The following is a 17,912-nucleotide window of genomic DNA, read 5'->3' as shown; positions in this document are numbered from 1 at the left end:
CATGCTCGATCCCCGTACTTACAAACCAGCCACCGACGCCCTGCGCGATCGTGTCGTTCTGATCACCGGCGCAAGCGACGGCATCGGCCGTTCGGTTGCCAGAGCCGCTGCCGCTCATGGCGCGCAAGTCGTCCTGCACGGGCGCAACGTGAAGCGCCTCGAGGCCGTCTACGACAGTATCGTGGCGGCGAATGGCCCGCGGCCTTCGATTCTGCCGCTCGATCTCGAGAAGGCCGGCCCCGCCGAATACGACGCGCTCGTCGCAGCGATGGAGAAGGAGTTCGGCAGGCTGGATGTCCTGTTGCACAACGCAGGCATGCTCGGCGAGCGGGCGCCCGTCGAGCACTACGAAGTCGCGAAGTGGATGCGGACGATGCACGTCAACGCGAACGTGCCTTTCGTACTCACGCAGAAATGCCTGCCGCTGCTGCGTCGCTCGCCGGACGCATCGATCGTGTTCACATCGAGCGGCGTCGTGCCGCGACCCCGCGCTTTCTGGGGCGCCTACCTTGCGTCCAAGTGGGCGAGCGAAGGCCTCATGCGAATGCTGGCCGATGAGCTCGAGCAGCCTGGTATCCGCGTGAACAGCATCAATCCGGGAAAAGTGCGAACGAACATGCGACTGCAGGCATATCCGGCCGAAGATCGCGCGACGCTCGCCGATCCGGATGCCATCGTGGCGGCCTATCTCTACCTGTTCGGGCCGGATAGTCGCGGTATCAGCGGCCAGAGCTTCGACGCGCAGTAACCTGCTGACCTCAGTCATTCCCGCGAAAGCGGGAATCCATCCGGATGGACTCCCGCCTGCGCGGGAGTGACAAGACTGCTATCGCGCGCGCTTCTTCCGCTGCCGATCCGCTGCTCTTCTCGGCGCACGCCGAGGCGGCGGTGCTGCAACCGGCTGCTCCATCTCCGCGTATTCGTAAAGCCGCGCGACTTGCTGATCGGTCAGCGCCTTGTGCTTGCCACGCGGCAGTTCGCGGGGCAACTCTATGTCGGCGAACTTCACCTGGATCACGCGACTGACTTTGAGCCCGTGGGTTTCGAACAAGGCACGGACCGCGGCACGCCGATGCGAATGTGCCGCTTCGACGCGAAACCATCGATTCGTTCCCTCGCCGCCAGCAGGCTCGATGCTCTCGAAAGCGACGGGCTGATCATTGAACTGCACCATCCGGGGAAGCGTCTCCGGATCGAATTCCGGCTCCGGAACCAGCACGCGCGCGACGTATGCCGAGGGAATCTGTTCCGCGCGCCGACGCAATCCGTCAGCGAGCCTGCCGTCGCTCGTCACCATCAGGAGTCCGCTGTCTCCCGGCTGCATCGTGTTGATCACGAGCCAGCGCGCACCGCGCACCGCCGGGAGTCGTTCCATCACTGACTCTTCCGCGGATGATTCTTCGCCAGCGGATGCCGGCTGAACGGGTTGTCCCTGGGGCTTGTGATAGGCAAGCACGGAGGCTTTGCCCGCCGTGGTCTTCAGGCGGCTGGTGACATCCTGGCCGTCGAGAACGACACGGTCGCCATCGCGATATCGATCGCCCGGCTGCGCCGGCTTGCCGTTCAGCATGACACGGCCGGCCAGCATCCATTTCTCGACTTCGCGGCGCGAACCGAGACCGTGCTGCGCCAGCAGTTTGTGCAGACGCTCGGATTCGCTACTCATTACTCGCTGGGCGGTTCGCGAACGGCCGACTGTTCATCCGCCTCGGCCTCGCCGGAGGCCACGAGCGTCGGAGTCTCGCTGTCGTCGCTGTCTTCTTGCGCGACTTCTTCGCCCTCTTCGGCGTCCGCCGAGAGCTCCGGATCTTCCGCGGTGGCCTCGGATTCACCAGCTTCGTATTGGCCGTCCGCAACTGCTTCCGCCTGCGTCTCGCCTTCTGCTTCGGCTGCTGCTGCAGTGGCCTCGCCCGCCGGCAGTTCGAGCTGCACGCCGATGTTCTCGACGTCGCGCAGATCGGCGAGCGTCGGCAGCTGGTCGAGACTCTTCAGGCCGAAGTAATCGAGGAACTCGCGGGTCGTGCCGAGCAATTCAGGACGGCCCGGCACTTCACGGTGGCCGACGACGCGAATCCAGTTGCGCTCCTGCATCGTCCGCATGATCGTCGAGCTGATCGAGACGCCGCGGATCTCTTCGATCTCGCTGCGAGTGATCGGCTGGCGATACGCCACCAGAGCCAGCGTTTCGAGCAGCGCGCGTGAATAGCGCGCGGGACGCTCCTGCCAAAGCCGCGACACCACATCGATAGCGCGCGGACGCACCTGAATGCGCCAGCCGCTCGCGACCTGCATGACCTCGATGCCACGCGACTCATAGTCCGCGATCAGCAGATCGATCGATGCCTGCAACTGCTCCGGGGTCGGGCGGTCGCGCTCATCGAAGAGATCGAGCAGCTGCTGGGTCGTCACGGGCCGGCCAGCCGCCAGGAGCGTCGCTTCGATGATGTGCTTGAGATCCTGTTCGTTCATTGACTTCTCACCGTCCAGGCCGGCTTCGACCGGCGCTGCTGATTGCCTCGACCGTCGTCGAAAGCCTTACTTCTGTTCCGTCGCGTCGTCGCGCTCTCGATTTTCATCGTCGACCGGTGCCTCGGTCACACTGTCGGTCTCGGGCGACCCGGCGTCGTCGACACCGGGATCGTCGATGATGGGCTCCGACGCAGCCTCGGTTTCGGTTGTCGAAGAATCTTCGACGGCGGCCTCTTCAGTCACGGCCGAATCCTCCTCGGGCAGCTCGGGCTGGGCCAGCGCCTCGAGATTCTCGACGTCCGCGTCACCTTCCGACGCGTCCTCGTCGAGGGCTTCCTCGAAGTCCTCGTCGTCGAGAACATCTTCATCGGGCAACGCCGGCTGCGCGAGCGCCGCTTCGTTCTCGACATCCGCGGCCGCGACTTCATCGCCAACAGCTGCGGAATCGGTCGCGGCGGGATCCTCTTCAGCCAGAAGATCGTCGACTTCCTCGTCTTCGACGACGTTCTCGTCCGGAAGCGCGGGCTGTGCGAGCGCCGCTTCGTTCTCCGCATCTGCCTCAGCGAGCGCTTCAGTTGCGTCGTTGTCGCTCACTACTTTGAGGTGGCGCGAGCCCGACGCCGGCCGCACGTGCAGCGGCGCATACGGCTCGGCCTGGACGATCTCGATCAAACCTTCCTTCATCAGTTCCAGGATCGCGCTGAACGTCACGGTCACGCCCATGCGACCTTCTTCGGGGCGGAACAACCGCGTGAAGTCGACGAACGCGGACTCCCTCAGCGAGCTGAGGATGTCGGACATGCGCTGGCGAACCGACAGCCGATCGCGATGCACGTGATGGTGCGCGAACATTTCGGCGCGGCTCATCACGTCCTTCAGCGCCATCAGCATTTCCTGCAGCGTCACCTGCGGCACGATCTTCACGACCTTGCGCTCGGTGAGCTCCGCCGAAGTCGGCATCGTGTCGCGCTCCATGCGCGGGAGCCGATCGATGTCTTCCGCTGCCTGCTTGAAACGCTCGTATTCCTGCAGACGACGCACGAGCTCGGCGCGTGGATCTTCCTCGTCGCTGCCCTCGACCGACGGCGGCCGCGGCAACAACATGCGCGACTTGATCTCGGCGAGCATCGCAGCCATCAGCAGATACTCGCCGGCGAGCTCCAGCTGCAGCTCCGACATCACGTCGATGTACTTCATGTACTGCCGCGTGATCTCCGCGATCGGAATATCGAGGATGTCGAGATTCTGCCGGCGGATGAGATACAGCAGCAGATCGAGCGGCCCCTCGAACGCTTCGAGGAACACCTGCAATGCATCGGGCGGAATGTACAGATCGCGCGGCAGCTGGGTGACCGGCTCGCCATCGACGACAGCAAAAGGCATCTCCTGCTGCTGCGGCGGCGGATCGAACTCGAACCCATCGGGCTCGAGCTGGGACCCAGTATCTTCTACAAGTTTCAATTCAGGTTTCATTCTAGCGAGAACTTCATCGGTAATTCATGCCCATCGCCTGATGGACTTCTTCCAGGGTCTGTCGCGCGACGTCGCGCGCCTTCTCGCAACCCTCGGCGATGATGCCCCGGACGAGGTCGCGATTCTCCTCATATTCGGCCGCACGTGCACGGATCGCCGTGATCTCGGCGACCAGCACGTCGGCGACGCGCTTCTTGCAATCGAGGCAACCGATCCCGGCGCTGCGGCAGCCCTGCTGGACCCATTCCTTCGTCGGCGCGTCCGAGTAGATCTTGTGCAGATCCCACACGGGACACTTGTCGGGATCGCCCGGATCAGTGCGGCGCACGCGGGCCGGATCCGTCACCATTCCCTTCAGCTTCTTGGCGACCGAGTCCGGATCTTCGCGCAGACCGATCGTGTTGCCGTAGGACTTCGACATCTTGCGACCATCGAGCCCGGGCACTTTCGGCGTTGCCGTCAGCAGCGCTTCGGGTTCGACGAGAATGCTGCGGCCCGTGCCTTCCAGGTAGCCGAGCAGGCGTTCCCGATCCGCGAGGGTCAGGCGCGCATTGCCGGCAAGCAGTGCGTGCGCCTTCTCCAGGGACTTCTCGTCACCTTGCTCCTGGTACAGACGGCGCAGCTCCTTGTACTGGGTGCCGTTGCGGCTGCCGAGGCTCTTGATGGCCTTCTCGACCTTCGCCTCGAAGTCGCGCTCACGACCGTACACGTGATTGAACCGTCGTGCGACCTCGCGAGTGATCTCGACATGCGCGATCTGATCTTCGCCGACAGGCACGTAGGCGGCCTTGTACAGGAGGATGTCCGCGCTCTGCAGCAGCGGGTAGCCCAGAAAGCCGTACGTCGCGAGATCCTTGTCGCGCAGCTGTTCCTGCTGGTCCTTGTATGTCGGTACACGCTCGAGCCAGCTGAGCGGCGTGATCATCGACAGCAGCAGGTGCAGCTCGGAATGCTCCGGCACGCGCGACTGGATGAAGATCGTCGCGTTGGCGGGATTGAGTCCCGCGGCCAGCCAGTCGATCACGATCTCCCAGGTGTTCTGCTCGATGTTCGACGTATCGTCGTAGCCCGTGGTCAGGGCGTGGATGTCGGCGACGAAGAAATAGCACTCGTACTGGTACTGAAGCTCCGTCCAGTTCTTCAGGGCGCCGTGGTAGTTACCCAGGTGCAGAGCACCCGTCGGGCGCATGCCTGAAAGAACACGACGATTGCTGGTACTGGTTGCGCTCAAAGCGGATCCCTTCAATCACCCGCGGCGCGCATCCACGCATCGGGGTGAGTGATGCTCTCAAGTTGTAATTCAGTGTCTTACGCCGTCTTCTTGAACCGGCCACGCATGCAATCCGCAGGCGATTCCGACGGGCGATTTTGACGGCGGGGCATTATACGCAGCTTGACTGCGCCATCGGCGCCCCATGTCAATCGAGATGGCCATTCGAAGGGGGTCATTCGAAGGCGCTGACGTCGCCTTTTCCCCGCCGCACCACGACCGGCGCCGCGCCCGCCAGGTCCACGACGCTCGACGGCTCGTGGCCGCAGTTGCCGCCGTCGATGACGGCATCCACTTGGTGCTGCAGGCGCTCCTGGATTTCCTGAGCGTCCGTCATCGGCAGATCGTCGCCAGGCAGCAGCAGCGTCGAGCTCATGATCGGCTCGCCCAGCTCCGCCAGGAGCAGCCGCGGCACGACATGGTCCGGAACACGGATGCCGATCGTGCTGCGTTTCGGGTTCTGCAGGCGCTTCGGGGTTTCCCGGGTCGCCGGCAGGATGAATGTATACGGGCCCGGCGTGAACGCCTTCAGCGTCCTGTATTGCTGATTGTTCACGCGCGCGTACTTGGCGATCTCCGAGAGATCGCGGCAGACGAGCGTGAACTGGTGATGCTTGTCGGTCTCGCGGATTCGCGAGATACGCTCCATCGCCTCCTTGTCGCCTATATGACAGCCGAGCGCGTAGCACGAGTCTGTCGGGTAAACGACGATTCCGCCCTCACGCATGATCTCAGCCGCCTGCCGGATGAGGCGCGGCTGAGGATCCCTGGGGTGAATTTCGAAGAAACGGCTGGGCATTGGTGAAGTTGACAGTTGACGGGATGGACGCCAACCATCCGGGTATCATACCCGCCCCTCAGACGGCCCCGGCCCATGCAACTGCTGTTCGACTTTTTCCCGCTGATCGCCTTCTTCGTCGCGTACAAGTTCGCCGATATTTTCGTGGCGACCGGTGTCCTCATCGTGGCCGTCCTCGTCCAGACGACGATTCAGTGGATCCGGCATCGCAAAGTCAGCTCGATGGTGCTCATATCGGCCGGGCTCGTGCTCGTTTTCGGCGGGCTCACGCTGTGGATCCATGACGAAGCCTTCATCAAGTGGAAGGTGTCGATCGTGAACTGGCTGTTCGCCGCCGGATTCCTGATCAGCCAGTTCGTCGGTGAGCGCCCGATGATCCAGCGGATGCTCGAGGGCAACGTGACGCTCGATCGCCCTCTGTGGATCCGTCTCAACATGATGTGGGCCGCCTTCTTCCTCGCGCTGGGATTCATCAATCTCTACGTGATGTTCAACTTCAGCACGGACGTGTGGGCGAAGTTCAAGGTCTTCGGCGTCATCGGACTCACCCTCGTATTCGCATTGCTGCAGGGATTCTGGCTCGCCTCGAAGATGCCGCCAGAGGACGCTCCCAAGGCCGACGCTCCCAGAGCTGGCTAGCACCGGAAGCTTCATGACACGCGTCGAACGCATTCGTGCGCAACTGCGCGCCAACCTGAACACGGATGAGATCGAGCTCATCGACGACAGCCATCTGCACGCCGGGCATGCGGGCGCGCGCGATGGCCGGGGGCACTTCCGCGTCCGCGTCGTGTCCGAGGATTTCGAAGGCCTGCGAACCGTGCAGCGCCACCAGCTCGTTTACCGCTCTCTTGGCGATTTGATGCAGACCGACATCCATGCGCTGGGCATCTCCGCGTTGACGCCGGCTGAAGCCCGCTCCAATTCCTGAAATTCCAACCTGAGGACCCTATGAAAAACCGCGTTTCCGCGTTCGCCTTGTTCGTTCCGATGCTGCTGCTTGCCGCGTGCGGCAAAGCCGCCGCCCCGGTAGGCGAATCCGTCGCCACGGTCAACGGCAAGCCCATCACCAAGTCGCAATTCGATCTCTACGTTGCGAAGTTCCAGCGCCAGCCGGGACAGGAGCTCACCGAGGAACAGAAGTCGCAGGTGCTCGACCAGCTCATCAGCATGCAGCTGGCCGCGGAGGCCGCTGAAAAGGCCGGCGTCGCGAAGGACCCTGCCGTTGCCGACAAGCTCGCCCTCGCCCGCATGGACGTCGTCGTCGATGCCGGCCTGAAGAAGTACCTCGAAGAGCATCCGGTGACCGACGCGGAGCTCAAGCCGGAATACGACGCGCAGGTCGCGGCGATGCCGCGCGAGTATCACGCCCGTCACATCCTGGTCGACGACAAGGCGGCCGCCGATGCGATCATCGTGCAGCTCAATGGCGGCGCCGACTTCGCCAAGCTGGCCAAGGAAAAGTCGAAGGACTCTTCCAAGGAAGGCGGTGGCGATCTCGGCTGGTTCACGCTCGACACGATGGTGAAGCCGTTCGCCGACGCAGTCGTGAGCCTGCAGCCCGGCCAGACCACCGCCGCGCCGGTGCAGAGCCAGTTCGGCTGGCACGTCATCCGCCTCGAGGAATCGCGCGCACCGGCACCGCCGGCCTTCGAAGAAGTGAAGGATCGCGTCAAGACGCTCGTCGAACGCAAGCGCCTGCAGACTTACCTGGAAGAACTGAAGAAGACCGCGAAGATCGAAAAGAAGATCTGACGCGGATTGCCGATCGACGCTGGCCGGCTGCAATGCCGGCCAGCATCCCGCGGCTCAGCGCCGCCGGTAGAGAAAAGCCAGGATCTCCGGCTTGTGCTTGTTGTCGGCAAGCCAGTTGCGGAACTCTTCCACCCGCTTCGTTGCCTCCTCGCCGATCATTCGCACCAGGATACTGCGGCGCGTCTCGTCGCTGCTCTCCTGGCGGATTCTGCGCTGCCACGCATCCGAGAAGATCGACGTCACCTTGAGACTGAGCTGCAGCGATTCGAGCAGCTCCCATTCGCCCTTGTCGAGCCACGCTTCGTCGCACGAGGCGCAGACATCGACGCGATTGACGATATCGCCCGCGATCCTGAACTTGGTCATGATGCGGCTGCACTTCGGACAAGTGATTGCGGTCGTGGTGTCCGCGGCGTCCACCGCCGCTGCAGCTCCCGCCGGTGTCGCGACAGGCTTCTGCGTCTCCGCCCAGTGCCTGTAATAGAGCAGCGAAACCAGGCTGCCATGGCAGCTTTCGCAGCCCATCGCCGGCAGATATTCCTCGATCATCGTCGGCAGCAGATTCGCGGTCTTGCAGCTCGGACATTTCATGCTCGGCTTCTCCTCGAACCGGATCAGGTCGATTGCAGCAGCTGGATCAGCCCCGCCTCGTCCAGAACCTCCACACCGAGTTCCTGGGCTTTCGCCAGCTTAGAGCCGGCCTCAGCACCTGCAACGACGTACGTCGTCTTTTTCGACACGCTCCCGGAAACTTTGCCTCCGAGCGCCGTGATGCGATCGGACGCCTGATCGCGACTCATGCTTTCGAGCGTGCCGGTCAGTACGAAGGTCTTGCCGGTCAGCGCACCTTCGGCACTGCCGGATGGGCGCGGCGCGACTGTGGGATCTATCCCGAATTTCGTCCGCAGCTCGTCGATCACTTCGAGGTTGTGAGGCTGCGAGAAGAAGTTGCGCACATGCTTCGCGACGACAGGACCGATGTCAGGCACTTCCTGGATCTTCTCTTCGTCCGCACTCATGAGCGCACTCAACGAACCGAAATGGTTCGCGAGTGCCAGCGCCGTGGATTCGCCGACGTCCCGGATGCCCAGCCCGTACAGCAATCGCGAGAGCGTTGCCTTGGTCTTCGATTGCCCGATCTGCTCGAGCAGCTTCTGAGCGGACTTCTCCCCCATCCGTTCGAGCTCGGTCAACTGCGTTTCGGTCAGTCGATAGATATCCGCCGGCGTCTTCACCATCTCGCTGTCGACCAACTGCTCGATCAGCTTGCTGCCCAGCCCTTCGATATCGAGCGCCCGGCGCGATGCGAAGTGCCGCAGTGCTTCCTTGCGCTGCGCGGGACAGAACAGACCGCCCGTACACCGCGCCACCGCCTCGCCCTCCACCCGTTCGACATCCGAAGCACAGATCGGACATTTCTCGGGCAACTGGACTTCGCTCGCATCCGATGGGCGACGGTCGAGGATCACCTTGACGACTTCCGGGATCACATCGCCGGCGCGCCGGATGACCACGGTATCGCCGATGCGAATGTCCTTGCGCCGCACCTCGTCCATGTTGTGCAACGTTGCGTTGCTGACTGTGACGCCGCCGACGAACACTGGCTCGAGCCGCGCGACCGGAGTCAACGCGCCGGTCCGACCAACCTGGAACTCGACACCGCGAACGATGGTGTTCTCTTCGTGCGCAGGAAATTTATGTGCTATCGCCCACCGCGGGGCGCGCGAAACGAAACCCAGATCGCGTTGCTGCTGCAGGCGATTCACCTTGTAGACGACGCCGTCGATCTCATATGGCAGCGAGCTGCGTCGCTCGCCGATATCCCGGTAGTACTCGAGACAACCCTGCGCGCCCTGCACTACCTTCACCAACGGTGAAATTCGCAATCCCCATTCGCGCAACTGTTCGAGCGATTCGCTGTGCTTCGGCGGCAACTTCCAGCCCCGGGTTTCTCCGACGCTGTAGAAGTACGCGTCCAGGGGCCGACTCGCCGTGAGACGAGGATCCAGCTGGCGAATGCTGCCGGCCGCCGCGTTGCGCGGGTTGACAAAGACCTTCTCCCCTGCCGCCACGGCCTTCTCGTTCATGGCTTTGAAGCCGGCGATCGTCATGAAGACTTCGCCGCGCACTTCCAGCAGCTCCGGATAGTCGCCGCGCAATCGCACCGGTACCGACTTGATGGTACGAACGTTGTGCGTGACATCTTCGCCGCGGGTGCCGTCGCCTCGCGTCGCTGCCTGCACGAGCTGACCGGCTTCATACCGGAAGCTGACCGCGAGACCGTCGAGCTTCGGCTCGGCGCAGTACTCGACGCTCTCTACGTCGTCGAGTCGCTCACGCACGCGACGGTCGAAGTTGACGAGATCCTCTTCAGTGAAGGCATTGTCGAGCGACAACATCGGCGTCGAGTGAACGACTTCATTCAGTTCGCCGACCGGCGTCGCACCGACACGCTGTGTCGGTGAATCCGGGGTCACCAGTTGCGGATGCTCGCTCTCGAGCTGCTGCAATTCGCGCAGGCGCCGGTCGTACTCCGCATCCGACACTTCCGGATCGTCGAGGACGTGATAGCGATAGTTGTAGCGTTCGAGTGCTTCGCGCAGTTCCTGAATGCGCTTCTTCGCCGTCGCGGATGCGGACATGAACGAGGCCTTACCGCCGGAAGTGTCTAAAGAGAGGGACGCTCGGAGAACCGCTGGCCGGCATCGCGCGCCTGCGCACGCTCGAAGTCCACGACTTCCTGCCGCAGCCGGTCGATGCGATGCACCGTCAGCGGAACTCCACGCTCGTCCTGCAACGTCCCGCCGAGGGTCTCCTGCAGGCGCTTGCCGCAGGCGACGAGATCCTGCAACGCATGGACGCCGGGTACCGGACCCGGCAACTGCGCGAACATCGTCACGCCGGAATACTGTTGCGCGGGCATGCGCTCGAGATCGAATGTCCCGGGCTCCATCATGCTTGCTACGCTGAAGATGCTGACGCCATCATCGTGGAGCCTATGAAAGACGTCGTAGCGGCCGAACTGCAGCGACTCTCCTTCGAGCGCCTGGCGCAGCGACGCGCCTACGAAACGCTGTGAAGGTGCCGCCAGGCGCAGCGCGATGATCTTGCGACGTTCGATCCGCTTCGGCTGCGGCGTGCTGCTCATGCCGAGCGTCGGCGCACTGGCGGGCTCGCGGTCCGGCAGTTCGACAGTCAGGCCGGGATCAATCTCATCGGGCTCGGGCATCACCGCGGACACCGGTGACGCATCACCATCGCTGAACGTGGGCTCGACGCGGCCCCGTCGGATTGCTGAATCAGTGACGCGGGGAGTCGCCGGCTGAAACTGCTGCGGCGGCTTCGGAAGTTCCTGGCGCGGGCTGACCTGAACCGGTTCGTCGACTTCGTCGAAGTCCCGTGGCTCGAGGTCCGGCTCCTCGTCGTAGTCGGGCGCCGAGTAGGCACTGAAGTCAGGTGCCGCCGGCGCGGGTTCGAGCGATGGCTCGGGACGCCCACGTGCCGGCGCGACGGGGTTTGCAGGACTGGCCGCCCGCTTGTCGCCGCGCCGTCCCCAGAAGTAGATGCCCACCAGCAGCAGGGCACCGAACGCGATCAGGATCCAGCGAAGGTCGTTCATAGGGAGGCCGTGGGGCTCGTCACATAGCCGCCATCCGCATCGCCTCATCGACGTCGACCGCCACGAGACGCGACACACCCGGCTCGTGCATGGTCACACCGATGAGCTGCGAAGCCAGCTCCATCGTCGTCTTGTTGTGCGTGATGAAGATGAACTGCACCCGGCTCGACATTTCCTTCACCGTGTCGCAGAAGCGGCCGACGTTGTTGTCGTCCAGCGGCGCGTCCACTTCGTCCAGCAGACAGAACGGTGCGGGATTCAGTTCGAAGATCGAGAACACCAGCGCAACGGCCGTCAGCGCCTTCTCGCCGCCGGACAGCTGATTGATCGTGCTGTTCCGCTTGCCCGGGGGCCGCGCCATGATCGACACGCCTGCGCTGAGAATGTCTTCGCCGGCAAGTTCGAGATAGGCGTGACCACCGCCGAAGAGTCGCGGGAAGCGCTCCTTCAGGCCGGCGTTGACGCGATCGAACGTGTCCTGGAAGCGCGACCGCGTTTCGCGATCGATCTTGCGGATCGCGGCTTCGAGCGTCTCGAGCGCCTCGGTGAGATCCTTGAACTGCCGGTCGAGGTACTCCTTGCGCTCCGACTGTTCCTTGAACTCGTCGATCGCCGCGAGGTTCACCTGGCCGAGGCGGTCGATCTTCTGCGTGAGATCCACCAGTGTCTGTTCCCAGGCGCCCACGTCCGCTTCCGGCGCCATCTCCTGGTAGATCGTCTCGAGATCGAATTGCGTGGCCTTGAACTGCTCGTGCAGCGTTTCGCGACGCACCTTGAGTTCCTGAGCCGCCATGCGGACGTCTTCGAGCCTTCCACGGGCTTCGTCGACGCTGGTTTCCGTCTCGACACGCCGCTGATCGAGCGTGCGCATCCGGCCTTCCGCGGTCTCCAGCGCCTCGCGCGCCTGCTTGAGCTCCTCTTCGACGCCGATGCGTTGCTGCAGGAACTCTTCGAGCTTTCCAGCCAGCGCCTCCAGAGGCGCCTCGCCTTCCGACAACTGGCGCGTCAACTCATCGCGGCGTGACTGCAACTGTTCGAGCTGCGTGCGCAGGCGTTCGAGGCCGGCGGAGATGGAGGTCAGGGCGGAACGCTTCGATTCGACTTTGATCGCCACTTCCTGGGCACCATCGCGGTCGGTCTGCGCCTGTGAGCGCTTGTAGCCGAGGTTCTGGCGCAGCTCGTCGCGTTCGCGCTCGAGATCGGTACGAGTCGATTCGAACTCGGCCATCTGTTCGAGGCCTTCCTCGAGGCGTCCGCGAGCCGTCTCGACGGAGGCTTCGGCACGCTCGTGATCGCCCTGGAGCTCGGCCGTTTCGGCTTCGATCTTCCGCGCGCGCTCGGCGGTCTGCTCCGCCTTGCTCTTCAATGCAGTCGCCTGCGAGCTCAGCTCGCTGTGCGATCGATGCAATCGGTTCACGTCGCTCTGCAGGGAATCGCGGCGCGTTTCGAGCGACACGAGGCGCTCGCGGATTTCGGCGCCCTCACCCTGCAGGCTTTCCTGGCGCTCTTCGGCGGAGCTCACTGCGTCACGCAGTTCGCGCATCTCCTTCTCACGCCCGATGACGCCGGCGTGCACATCCTTGTCGCGGCTGACACGCAGCCAGTCCCGGCCGATCCAGATGCCGTCGCGGGTGATGACGGACTCACCGTCGGCCAGCGAATTGCGCAGCGACAGTGCTTCGGACAGTGAATCGACAGCAACGATACCGGTGAGCAGCGCTGAAATCGCGGACGGGCCCTGAACCCTGGCCAGAAGCCGGCTCGGATCGTTGGTTGCGTGCGATGCGCCGCTGCTGGCGAAGAAGCTGACCGAACCGACCTGCAGCGAATCGAGCTGCGTGGCGATCGAGTCGATCGCATCGACCGACACCGATTCCAGATAGGAGCCCAGCACCGTTTCGACGGCGCGTTCCCAACCCGGTTCGACCACGAGCTGCTGGCCGAGGCGCGGACGCGACGCGAGCGAGTTCGCTTCGAGCCACTGCGTCACTTTGCCCTGGGCGAGGCCGAGCGCCGCCTGCTGCAGCGCCTGCAACGACATGAAGCGACCCTGCGCTTCCTGCAGCTGCTTGCGATTGGTATCAGCGGCGGCAACGACCTGGCGTTCGCGCTCCCGCAGCTGCTGGAGCTCTTCGCCGACCGACTGCAGCTGCGCGGCTGCCGTTTCGCCCGAGAGCATTGCCTGCTCTTCCTGGGCCTGCAGGGTCGCGATCTTCATCTCGATGTCCGCAGTACCGAGTGTCTGCAGTTCGGATGCAAGGCGCTCGCGCTGATTGCGCAGGCGTTCGAGCTGGTGCTCGAGCTGTTCGATGCGCGCGCGTTCGACCTGCGTCTTTTCGCTGGCCGTGCGCGACTCGCGATTGAAGTCTTCCCAGCGTTCCTGCCAGTCCTGCATGGACTCTTCGACCGCTGCCAGTGCTTCCGCCGAAGCGCGCTCGCGGTCTCGTGCGGCCCCGAGGCCGGGCTCGAGCTGCTCGAGTTCACGACGCAACTCGTCGATCTGGGTCTGATCGCGCGTCAGGTGCAGTGTCGCCTCGGAGGCGCCCTGCTCTGCCTGTTCGAGATCTGTCTTCTGGCGCTGGCGCAGTTCGCGGCCGTGCTGGATCGACTGTTCCGTCCGCGAGATCTCGGCGCCGATCTGGTAGTACCGGCCCTGCACGCCATTCAGCGCTTCCGACTTCTCGGTGAAGTCCTCACGCGTCGTCTCGATAGCCGACTCGATGGAGCGCAGATCGGCGATCGCAGCCTGCATCTCCGTGTCCCGCTCGCGCAGGATGCCTTCCTTCGTCTGCGAATCCTGGTCGATGACCTTCAGTCGCAGCGCGAGCAGTTCGGCTGTGAGCTTGCGCTCGTCCTGCTTGAGGGTCTGGTAGCGGCGCGCCGTTGCAGCCTGGCGCTGCAAGTGGCGCAACTGCTTGTCGACTTCCTCGCGGACGTCGCTCAGGCGCTCGAGGTTTTCCTTCGTGTGCGAAATGCGGTTCTCGGTCTCGCGGCGGCGCTCCTTGTACTTGGAGATGCCGGCAGCCTCTTCGATGAATCCACGCAGCTCCTCGGGGCGCGCTTCGATGACGCGCGAGATCATGCCCTGCTCGATGATGGCGTAGCTGCGCGAACCGAGGCCCGTGCCCAGGAACAGCTGCGTAATGTCTTTGCGGCGACAGCGGATGCCGTTCAGGAAGTACGCCGACGTACCGTCGCGCGAAACGACGCGCTTCAGCGAGACTTCGCTGTAACCCGCATACTGACCGGCAAGTGTGCCGTCCGAGTTGTCGAACACGAGTTCCACCGAAGCGGTACCCACGGGCTTGCGCGAACTCGATCCGTTGAAGACGACATCGGCCATCGAATCGCCGCGCAGGTGCTTCGCGGAGATCTCACCCATGACCCAGCGCACGGCGTCGATGATGTTGGACTTGCCGCACCCGTTCGGCCCGACGACACCGATGAGGTTGCCGGGAAGGTTGACTGCGGTCGGGTCGACGAATGACTTGAACCCGGCCAGTTTGATCTTGTTAAGTCGCATTGCGCTCCTGAGTCGGCATCGCTTGCATCGGTTTGCGCGGCACGCTCTGCGTCAAGCCGCGCGGCGCGCGGCCACTGGCTCGTTCGAGCCGGGCGGGCGCGCCTGCATCGATGCCGGAACCTTTATCCGCTTGAATGAATTCGCATGAGAGCAGAGTTGGCGCCGTAGTGTACGGAATCGGTTCGACGCACGCAGCCCCAAAAAGTATCCGGGAAACTAGCAGCCTGTCGCTGACGATCGACAGTCCATGCGGCTTGTCAACTGCGTCGTGCAAGGCCTTGCAAATGCAAGGCCCCACGAAGGCGCCACGAAAGCGCGTGGGTTCCGCGACGCGCGCGAGGCGCTGGAAAATCAGGCGTTTTCTTTCGCTGTACGTACTGAGCCGCGTCTGTATAATCGCGGCCCTCGTTTGGAATCGACGTTTGCAACTTGACCGCCCGCAAGCGTCACGGCGATGCGAGCGAGCGGCGGTGGAGGCTTCCTGAGATGGCCGCGAAAAAACCGGCAGCCAAGGCGACCAAGGCCAAGAAGACCGTCGTGAAAAAGGCTCCCGCGGTAAAGAAAGCAGCACCCGCGAAGAAACCCGTCGTTGCTGCGGCCCGCAGCAAGCCTGCTGCCGCCCCCGCGGCGAAACCTGTTGCAAAACCCGCAGCCAAACCAGCAGCGCCCGTGAAAGCACCGACGGCAGCGGCCAAACCCGCCCCCGCGGCGGCTGCCGCACCGGCACCCAAGCCCGAACCGAGACCCAGAGACCCGATGCTCTCAAGACCCGCAGCGACCCGTTTGGCCGAAACCGCCTCGAACAACGACGAGGACGGCGAAGCCCAGGAATCGATGAGCAGCAGCCTGCTTGCCGGACCCCGCAACGTAAAGCCGTACGTCGCTCGCCGTGGCGAGCAGTACATGAACAAGGAGCAGCTGGACCACTTCCGGAACATTCTGGAGACGTGGAAGCGCGACCTGATGCAGGAAGTCGATCGCACCGTGCTGCACATGAAGGACGAGGCGGCGAACTTCCCCGACCCGAACGACCGCGCCACGCAGGAATCCGAGTTCAGTCTCGAGCTCAGAACCCGCGACCGCGAGCGCAAGCTGATCCGCAAGATCGACGAAGCGCTGAAGCGCATCGAGGACGGCAGCTACGGCTATTGCAACGAGACCGGCGAAGAGATCGGCGTGAAGCGGCTCGAAGCCCGCCCGGTCGCCACGCTGTCGATCGAAGCCCAGGAACGCCGCGAGCGCCGTGAAAAGCAGTACGGCGATCGGGACGACCGTTACCGCTAGACCAGATCCGCTACCGGCTGCCGCCCATGGCAGCCGGCCAGCGCCGGAACTCCTTCCACGACTTGCGTTAGTCCCAAGAGCGACTCCCCTCTGAACTCTGGCCCTCTGAACTCCGGCCAGTTGCCAGCAGCCAGTCGCCAGCGGCCAGCCTACCGCGGCCGATTCGCCCCTTCTCCCACTGGCCTTCTGCACTTCGGCTCGCTGGTCGCCGCCGTTGCCAGCTATCTGGACGCGCGGTCCGCGGACGGCGCCTGGATCGTTCGCATGGAAGACATCGATCGGCCGCGGGAAGTGCCGGGCAGCGCCGATGCGATCGTTCACGCGCTCGGGAGACTGGGTTTCGAGTGGAATGAGTCTATCGTGCGTCAGAGCGCGCGCACGGTGCTCTACGAAGCTGCGCTCGAGCAACTATTGGCTCAGGGAATGGCATATCCATGCTCCTGCAGTCGCAGCGAAATCCTTGCCGCCGTGGTTGACTCCGCCACAGGGGATGACTTGCGCTATCCCGGATGGTGTCGCGACGGTGTTCGCGCCCCTGAGCGGCAGCTCGCGTATCGGTTCAGGGCGCCGCCCGGCCCGGTTGCGTTCGACGATGGAATTCAAGGGCTGATCTCAGTCGATGTGAGCGCCGAGATCGGCGACTTCGTCATCCGCCGCCGCGATGAGCTGTTTGCCTACCAGCTGGCAGTCGTGGTCGACGATGCCGACCAGGGCATCACGCACGTCGTTCGCGGGGCCGATCTGCTCGACAGCACGCCGCGTCAGATTCTCCTGCAGCGCTGTCTCGCTCTCCCCACCCCTACGTACGCACATTTGCCGGTAGCAACGGATAGCCATGGGGTCAAACTGTCCAAATCCGCAGGGGCAGCGGCTGTCGATCTCGACCATCCGGGACGAGAATTGTGGCGGGCGCTCCAGTTCCTGCGTCAGGGACCACCGGCTGAGCTGCGTGAAGCAGACCCGGCCACGCTATGGAACTGGGCGATGGGGCAATGGCGACTCGAACCGCTGCGTCGGATCCGGTCGGCAGAAGCTCCGGTCGGCTGAGGTGCGCCGCATTAGGCACGCCGCAGCAGATGGAGTTAGTATGGCTGTGCCTTGAGTTGACCGGTTCCTTGGCTCCTAACGGTTTTCGGGAGCATCCATGATCGAGCCGAGAGTCATCAAGAAATATCCCAACCGTCGTCTCTACGACACGGTGGAGAGCCGGTACATCACGCTGGCCGATATCCGGCGTCTCGTGATGGACAAAGTCGACTTCGTCGTCATCGACAAGAAATCGCAGGAAGACATCACCCGGTCGATCCTGCTGCAGGTCATCGCCGAACAGGAGCATGTCGGCGAGCCGCTCATGAGCCAGGACTTCCTCTCGCAGGTGATCCGTTCCTACGGCGGCGCCATGCAGAGCTTCGTCGGCAGCTACCTCGAACAAAGCCTGAAGCTTCTGGCAACCCAGCAACAGCAGATACGCGAGAACCTGCGCGGCAGCGACGCATTCGATTCGATCGCTGCACTGACGCAGAAGAATCTCGAACGCTGGCGGGCGATCCAGGAAGATATTTTCCGGGCCATGAGCGGCGGCGCGGTGGGCTCACGCGTCAAGGAGCGGGAAGACGACGCGGCGGATGAGGCGCACGAGAAGAGGATGTGACGGGAAGCCGGCTAGCCAGCTAGCCACTAGCTGCCAGCCAGATTCAGGGCAATAAAAAAGGCGCTGTCG

The 17,912-nt window shown here is 63.6% G+C and carries 15 protein-coding genes and 1 pseudogene; 7 read left to right on the top strand and 9 right to left on the bottom strand.

Features of this window, described 5'->3' with window-relative positions:
- Position 1 precedes the first annotated feature (1 nt).
- On the top strand, positions 2-748 hold the full coding sequence (locus HNQ60_RS03940) for a YciK family oxidoreductase (RefSeq protein WP_184329694.1): 747 nt from the start codon (positions 2-4) through the stop codon (positions 746-748).
- A gap of 78 nt (positions 749-826) precedes the next feature.
- On the opposite strand, the gene HNQ60_RS03935 is transcribed toward HNQ60_RS03940, so the two are convergent.
- The 5 genes and pseudogenes from HNQ60_RS03935 to HNQ60_RS03915 all read right to left on the bottom strand — a co-directional run bounded on the left by HNQ60_RS03935 (position 827) and on the right by HNQ60_RS03915 (position 6,011).
- Positions 827-1,666, bottom strand: coding sequence for a S4 domain-containing protein (locus HNQ60_RS03935; RefSeq protein WP_184329693.1), 840 nt, complete (start codon positions 1,664-1,666; stop codon positions 827-829).
- Positions 1,666-2,469, bottom strand: coding sequence for an SMC-Scp complex subunit ScpB (scpB, locus tag HNQ60_RS03930; RefSeq protein ID WP_184329692.1), 804 nt, complete (start codon positions 2,467-2,469; stop codon positions 1,666-1,668). Before scpB ends, HNQ60_RS03935 begins: the two co-directional genes overlap by 1 nt.
- A gap of 552 nt (positions 2,470-3,021) precedes the next feature.
- Positions 3,022-3,852 (bottom strand): annotated as a pseudogene (locus HNQ60_RS28250) (segregation and condensation protein A); the annotation flags it as partial.
- 103 nt (positions 3,853-3,955) lie between these two features.
- On the bottom strand, positions 3,956-5,173 hold the full coding sequence (locus HNQ60_RS03920) for a tryptophan--tRNA ligase (RefSeq protein ID WP_184329690.1): 1,218 nt from the start codon (positions 5,171-5,173) through the stop codon (positions 3,956-3,958).
- Between the two features lie 214 nt (positions 5,174-5,387).
- The gene (locus tag HNQ60_RS03915) at positions 5,388-6,011 is read right to left on the bottom strand and encodes an L-threonylcarbamoyladenylate synthase (RefSeq protein WP_184329689.1); all 624 of its coding nucleotides are present in this window, start codon (positions 6,009-6,011) and stop codon (positions 5,388-5,390) included.
- A gap of 75 nt (positions 6,012-6,086) precedes the next feature.
- Between HNQ60_RS03915 and HNQ60_RS03910 the strand changes: the two genes are divergently transcribed.
- From HNQ60_RS03910 to HNQ60_RS03900, 3 genes are read left to right on the top strand one after another with little or no spacing between them, the layout of a single operon-like run.
- Positions 6,087-6,650 (top strand): septation protein A, encoded by a 564-nt coding sequence (locus HNQ60_RS03910; protein ID WP_184329688.1) that lies wholly within the window; start codon positions 6,087-6,089, stop codon positions 6,648-6,650.
- Between the two features lie 13 nt (positions 6,651-6,663).
- Entirely contained in the window at positions 6,664-6,942 is a 279-nt protein-coding gene (locus HNQ60_RS03905; protein ID WP_184329687.1) for a BolA family protein, read from the top strand.
- Between the two features lie 20 nt (positions 6,943-6,962).
- Positions 6,963-7,766, top strand: coding sequence for a peptidylprolyl isomerase (locus tag HNQ60_RS03900; RefSeq protein WP_184329686.1), 804 nt, complete (start codon positions 6,963-6,965; stop codon positions 7,764-7,766).
- A gap of 54 nt (positions 7,767-7,820) precedes the next feature.
- Here HNQ60_RS03900 and HNQ60_RS03895 read toward each other — a convergent pair whose 3' ends face one another.
- The 4 genes from HNQ60_RS03895 to smc are packed head-to-tail and all read right to left on the bottom strand — an operon-like array spanning position 7,821 to position 14,908.
- Entirely contained in the window at positions 7,821-8,357 is a 537-nt protein-coding gene (locus tag HNQ60_RS03895) for a TFIIB-type zinc ribbon-containing protein (protein WP_184329685.1), read from the bottom strand.
- A gap of 23 nt (positions 8,358-8,380) precedes the next feature.
- Positions 8,381-10,408 (bottom strand): NAD-dependent DNA ligase LigA, encoded by a 2,028-nt coding sequence (gene ligA, locus HNQ60_RS03890; protein WP_184329684.1) that lies wholly within the window; start codon positions 10,406-10,408, stop codon positions 8,381-8,383.
- A 26-nt stretch (positions 10,409-10,434) separates the two neighbouring features.
- Positions 10,435-11,385: a cell division protein ZipA gene (locus tag HNQ60_RS03885; protein WP_184329683.1), complete on the bottom strand. Its 951-nt coding sequence runs from the start codon at positions 11,383-11,385 to the stop codon at positions 10,435-10,437.
- A 19-nt stretch (positions 11,386-11,404) separates the two neighbouring features.
- Positions 11,405-14,908, bottom strand: a complete 3,504-nt coding sequence (gene smc, locus HNQ60_RS03880) for a chromosome segregation protein SMC (RefSeq protein WP_184329682.1) — start codon at positions 14,906-14,908, stop codon at positions 11,405-11,407.
- 486 nt (positions 14,909-15,394) lie between these two features.
- Between smc and dksA the strand changes: the two genes are divergently transcribed.
- From dksA to phaR, 3 genes are all read left to right on the top strand, one after another.
- Complete coding sequence (dksA, locus tag HNQ60_RS27250; RefSeq protein ID WP_184329681.1) at positions 15,395-16,192, top strand: RNA polymerase-binding protein DksA; 798 nt, start codon at positions 15,395-15,397, stop codon at positions 16,190-16,192.
- A gap of 120 nt (positions 16,193-16,312) precedes the next feature.
- Positions 16,313-17,239, top strand: a complete 927-nt coding sequence (gluQRS, locus tag HNQ60_RS03870; RefSeq protein ID WP_184329680.1) for a tRNA glutamyl-Q(34) synthetase GluQRS — start codon at positions 16,313-16,315, stop codon at positions 17,237-17,239.
- A 97-nt stretch (positions 17,240-17,336) separates the two neighbouring features.
- Positions 17,337-17,843: a polyhydroxyalkanoate synthesis repressor PhaR gene (gene phaR / locus HNQ60_RS03865; protein ID WP_184329679.1), complete on the top strand. Its 507-nt coding sequence runs from the start codon at positions 17,337-17,339 to the stop codon at positions 17,841-17,843.
- The last annotated feature ends 69 nt before the right edge of the window (positions 17,844-17,912 follow it).

The sequence above is a fragment of the Povalibacter uvarum genome (assembly GCF_014202975.1).
GTDB lineage: Bacteria > Pseudomonadota > Gammaproteobacteria > Steroidobacterales > Steroidobacteraceae > Steroidobacter > Steroidobacter uvarum.
The sequence above is the reverse complement of the archived record's forward strand: the minus strand, read 5'-3'. Positions and strand labels throughout refer to the sequence as shown.

Excerpts from the sequence above, each read along its gene's own strand:
- HNQ60_RS03940 (WP_184329694.1), top strand. The coding sequence starts at position 2 with ATGCTCGATCCCCGTACTTACAAACCAGCCACCGACGCCCTGCGCGAT.
- HNQ60_RS03935 (WP_184329693.1), bottom strand. The coding sequence starts at position 1,666 with ATGAGTAGCGAATCCGAGCGTCTGCACAAACTGCTGGCGCAGCACGGT.
- scpB (WP_184329692.1), bottom strand. The coding sequence starts at position 2,469 with ATGAACGAACAGGATCTCAAGCACATCATCGAAGCGACGCTCCTGGCG.
- HNQ60_RS03915 (WP_184329689.1), bottom strand. The coding sequence starts at position 6,011 with ATGCCCAGCCGTTTCTTCGAAATTCACCCCAGGGATCCTCAGCCGCGC.
- HNQ60_RS03910 (WP_184329688.1), top strand. The coding sequence starts at position 6,087 with ATGCAACTGCTGTTCGACTTTTTCCCGCTGATCGCCTTCTTCGTCGCG.
- HNQ60_RS03905 (WP_184329687.1), top strand. The coding sequence starts at position 6,664 with ATGACACGCGTCGAACGCATTCGTGCGCAACTGCGCGCCAACCTGAAC.
- HNQ60_RS03900 (WP_184329686.1), top strand. The coding sequence starts at position 6,963 with ATGAAAAACCGCGTTTCCGCGTTCGCCTTGTTCGTTCCGATGCTGCTG.
- HNQ60_RS03895 (WP_184329685.1), bottom strand. The coding sequence starts at position 8,357 with ATGAAATGTCCGAGCTGCAAGACCGCGAATCTGCTGCCGACGATGATC.
- ligA (WP_184329684.1), bottom strand. The coding sequence starts at position 10,408 with ATGTCCGCATCCGCGACGGCGAAGAAGCGCATTCAGGAACTGCGCGAA.
- HNQ60_RS03885 (WP_184329683.1), bottom strand. The coding sequence starts at position 11,385 with ATGAACGACCTTCGCTGGATCCTGATCGCGTTCGGTGCCCTGCTGCTG.
- smc (WP_184329682.1), bottom strand. The coding sequence starts at position 14,908 with ATGCGACTTAACAAGATCAAACTGGCCGGGTTCAAGTCATTCGTCGAC.
- dksA (WP_184329681.1), top strand. The coding sequence starts at position 15,395 with ATGGCCGCGAAAAAACCGGCAGCCAAGGCGACCAAGGCCAAGAAGACC.
- phaR (WP_184329679.1), top strand. The coding sequence starts at position 17,337 with ATGATCGAGCCGAGAGTCATCAAGAAATATCCCAACCGTCGTCTCTAC.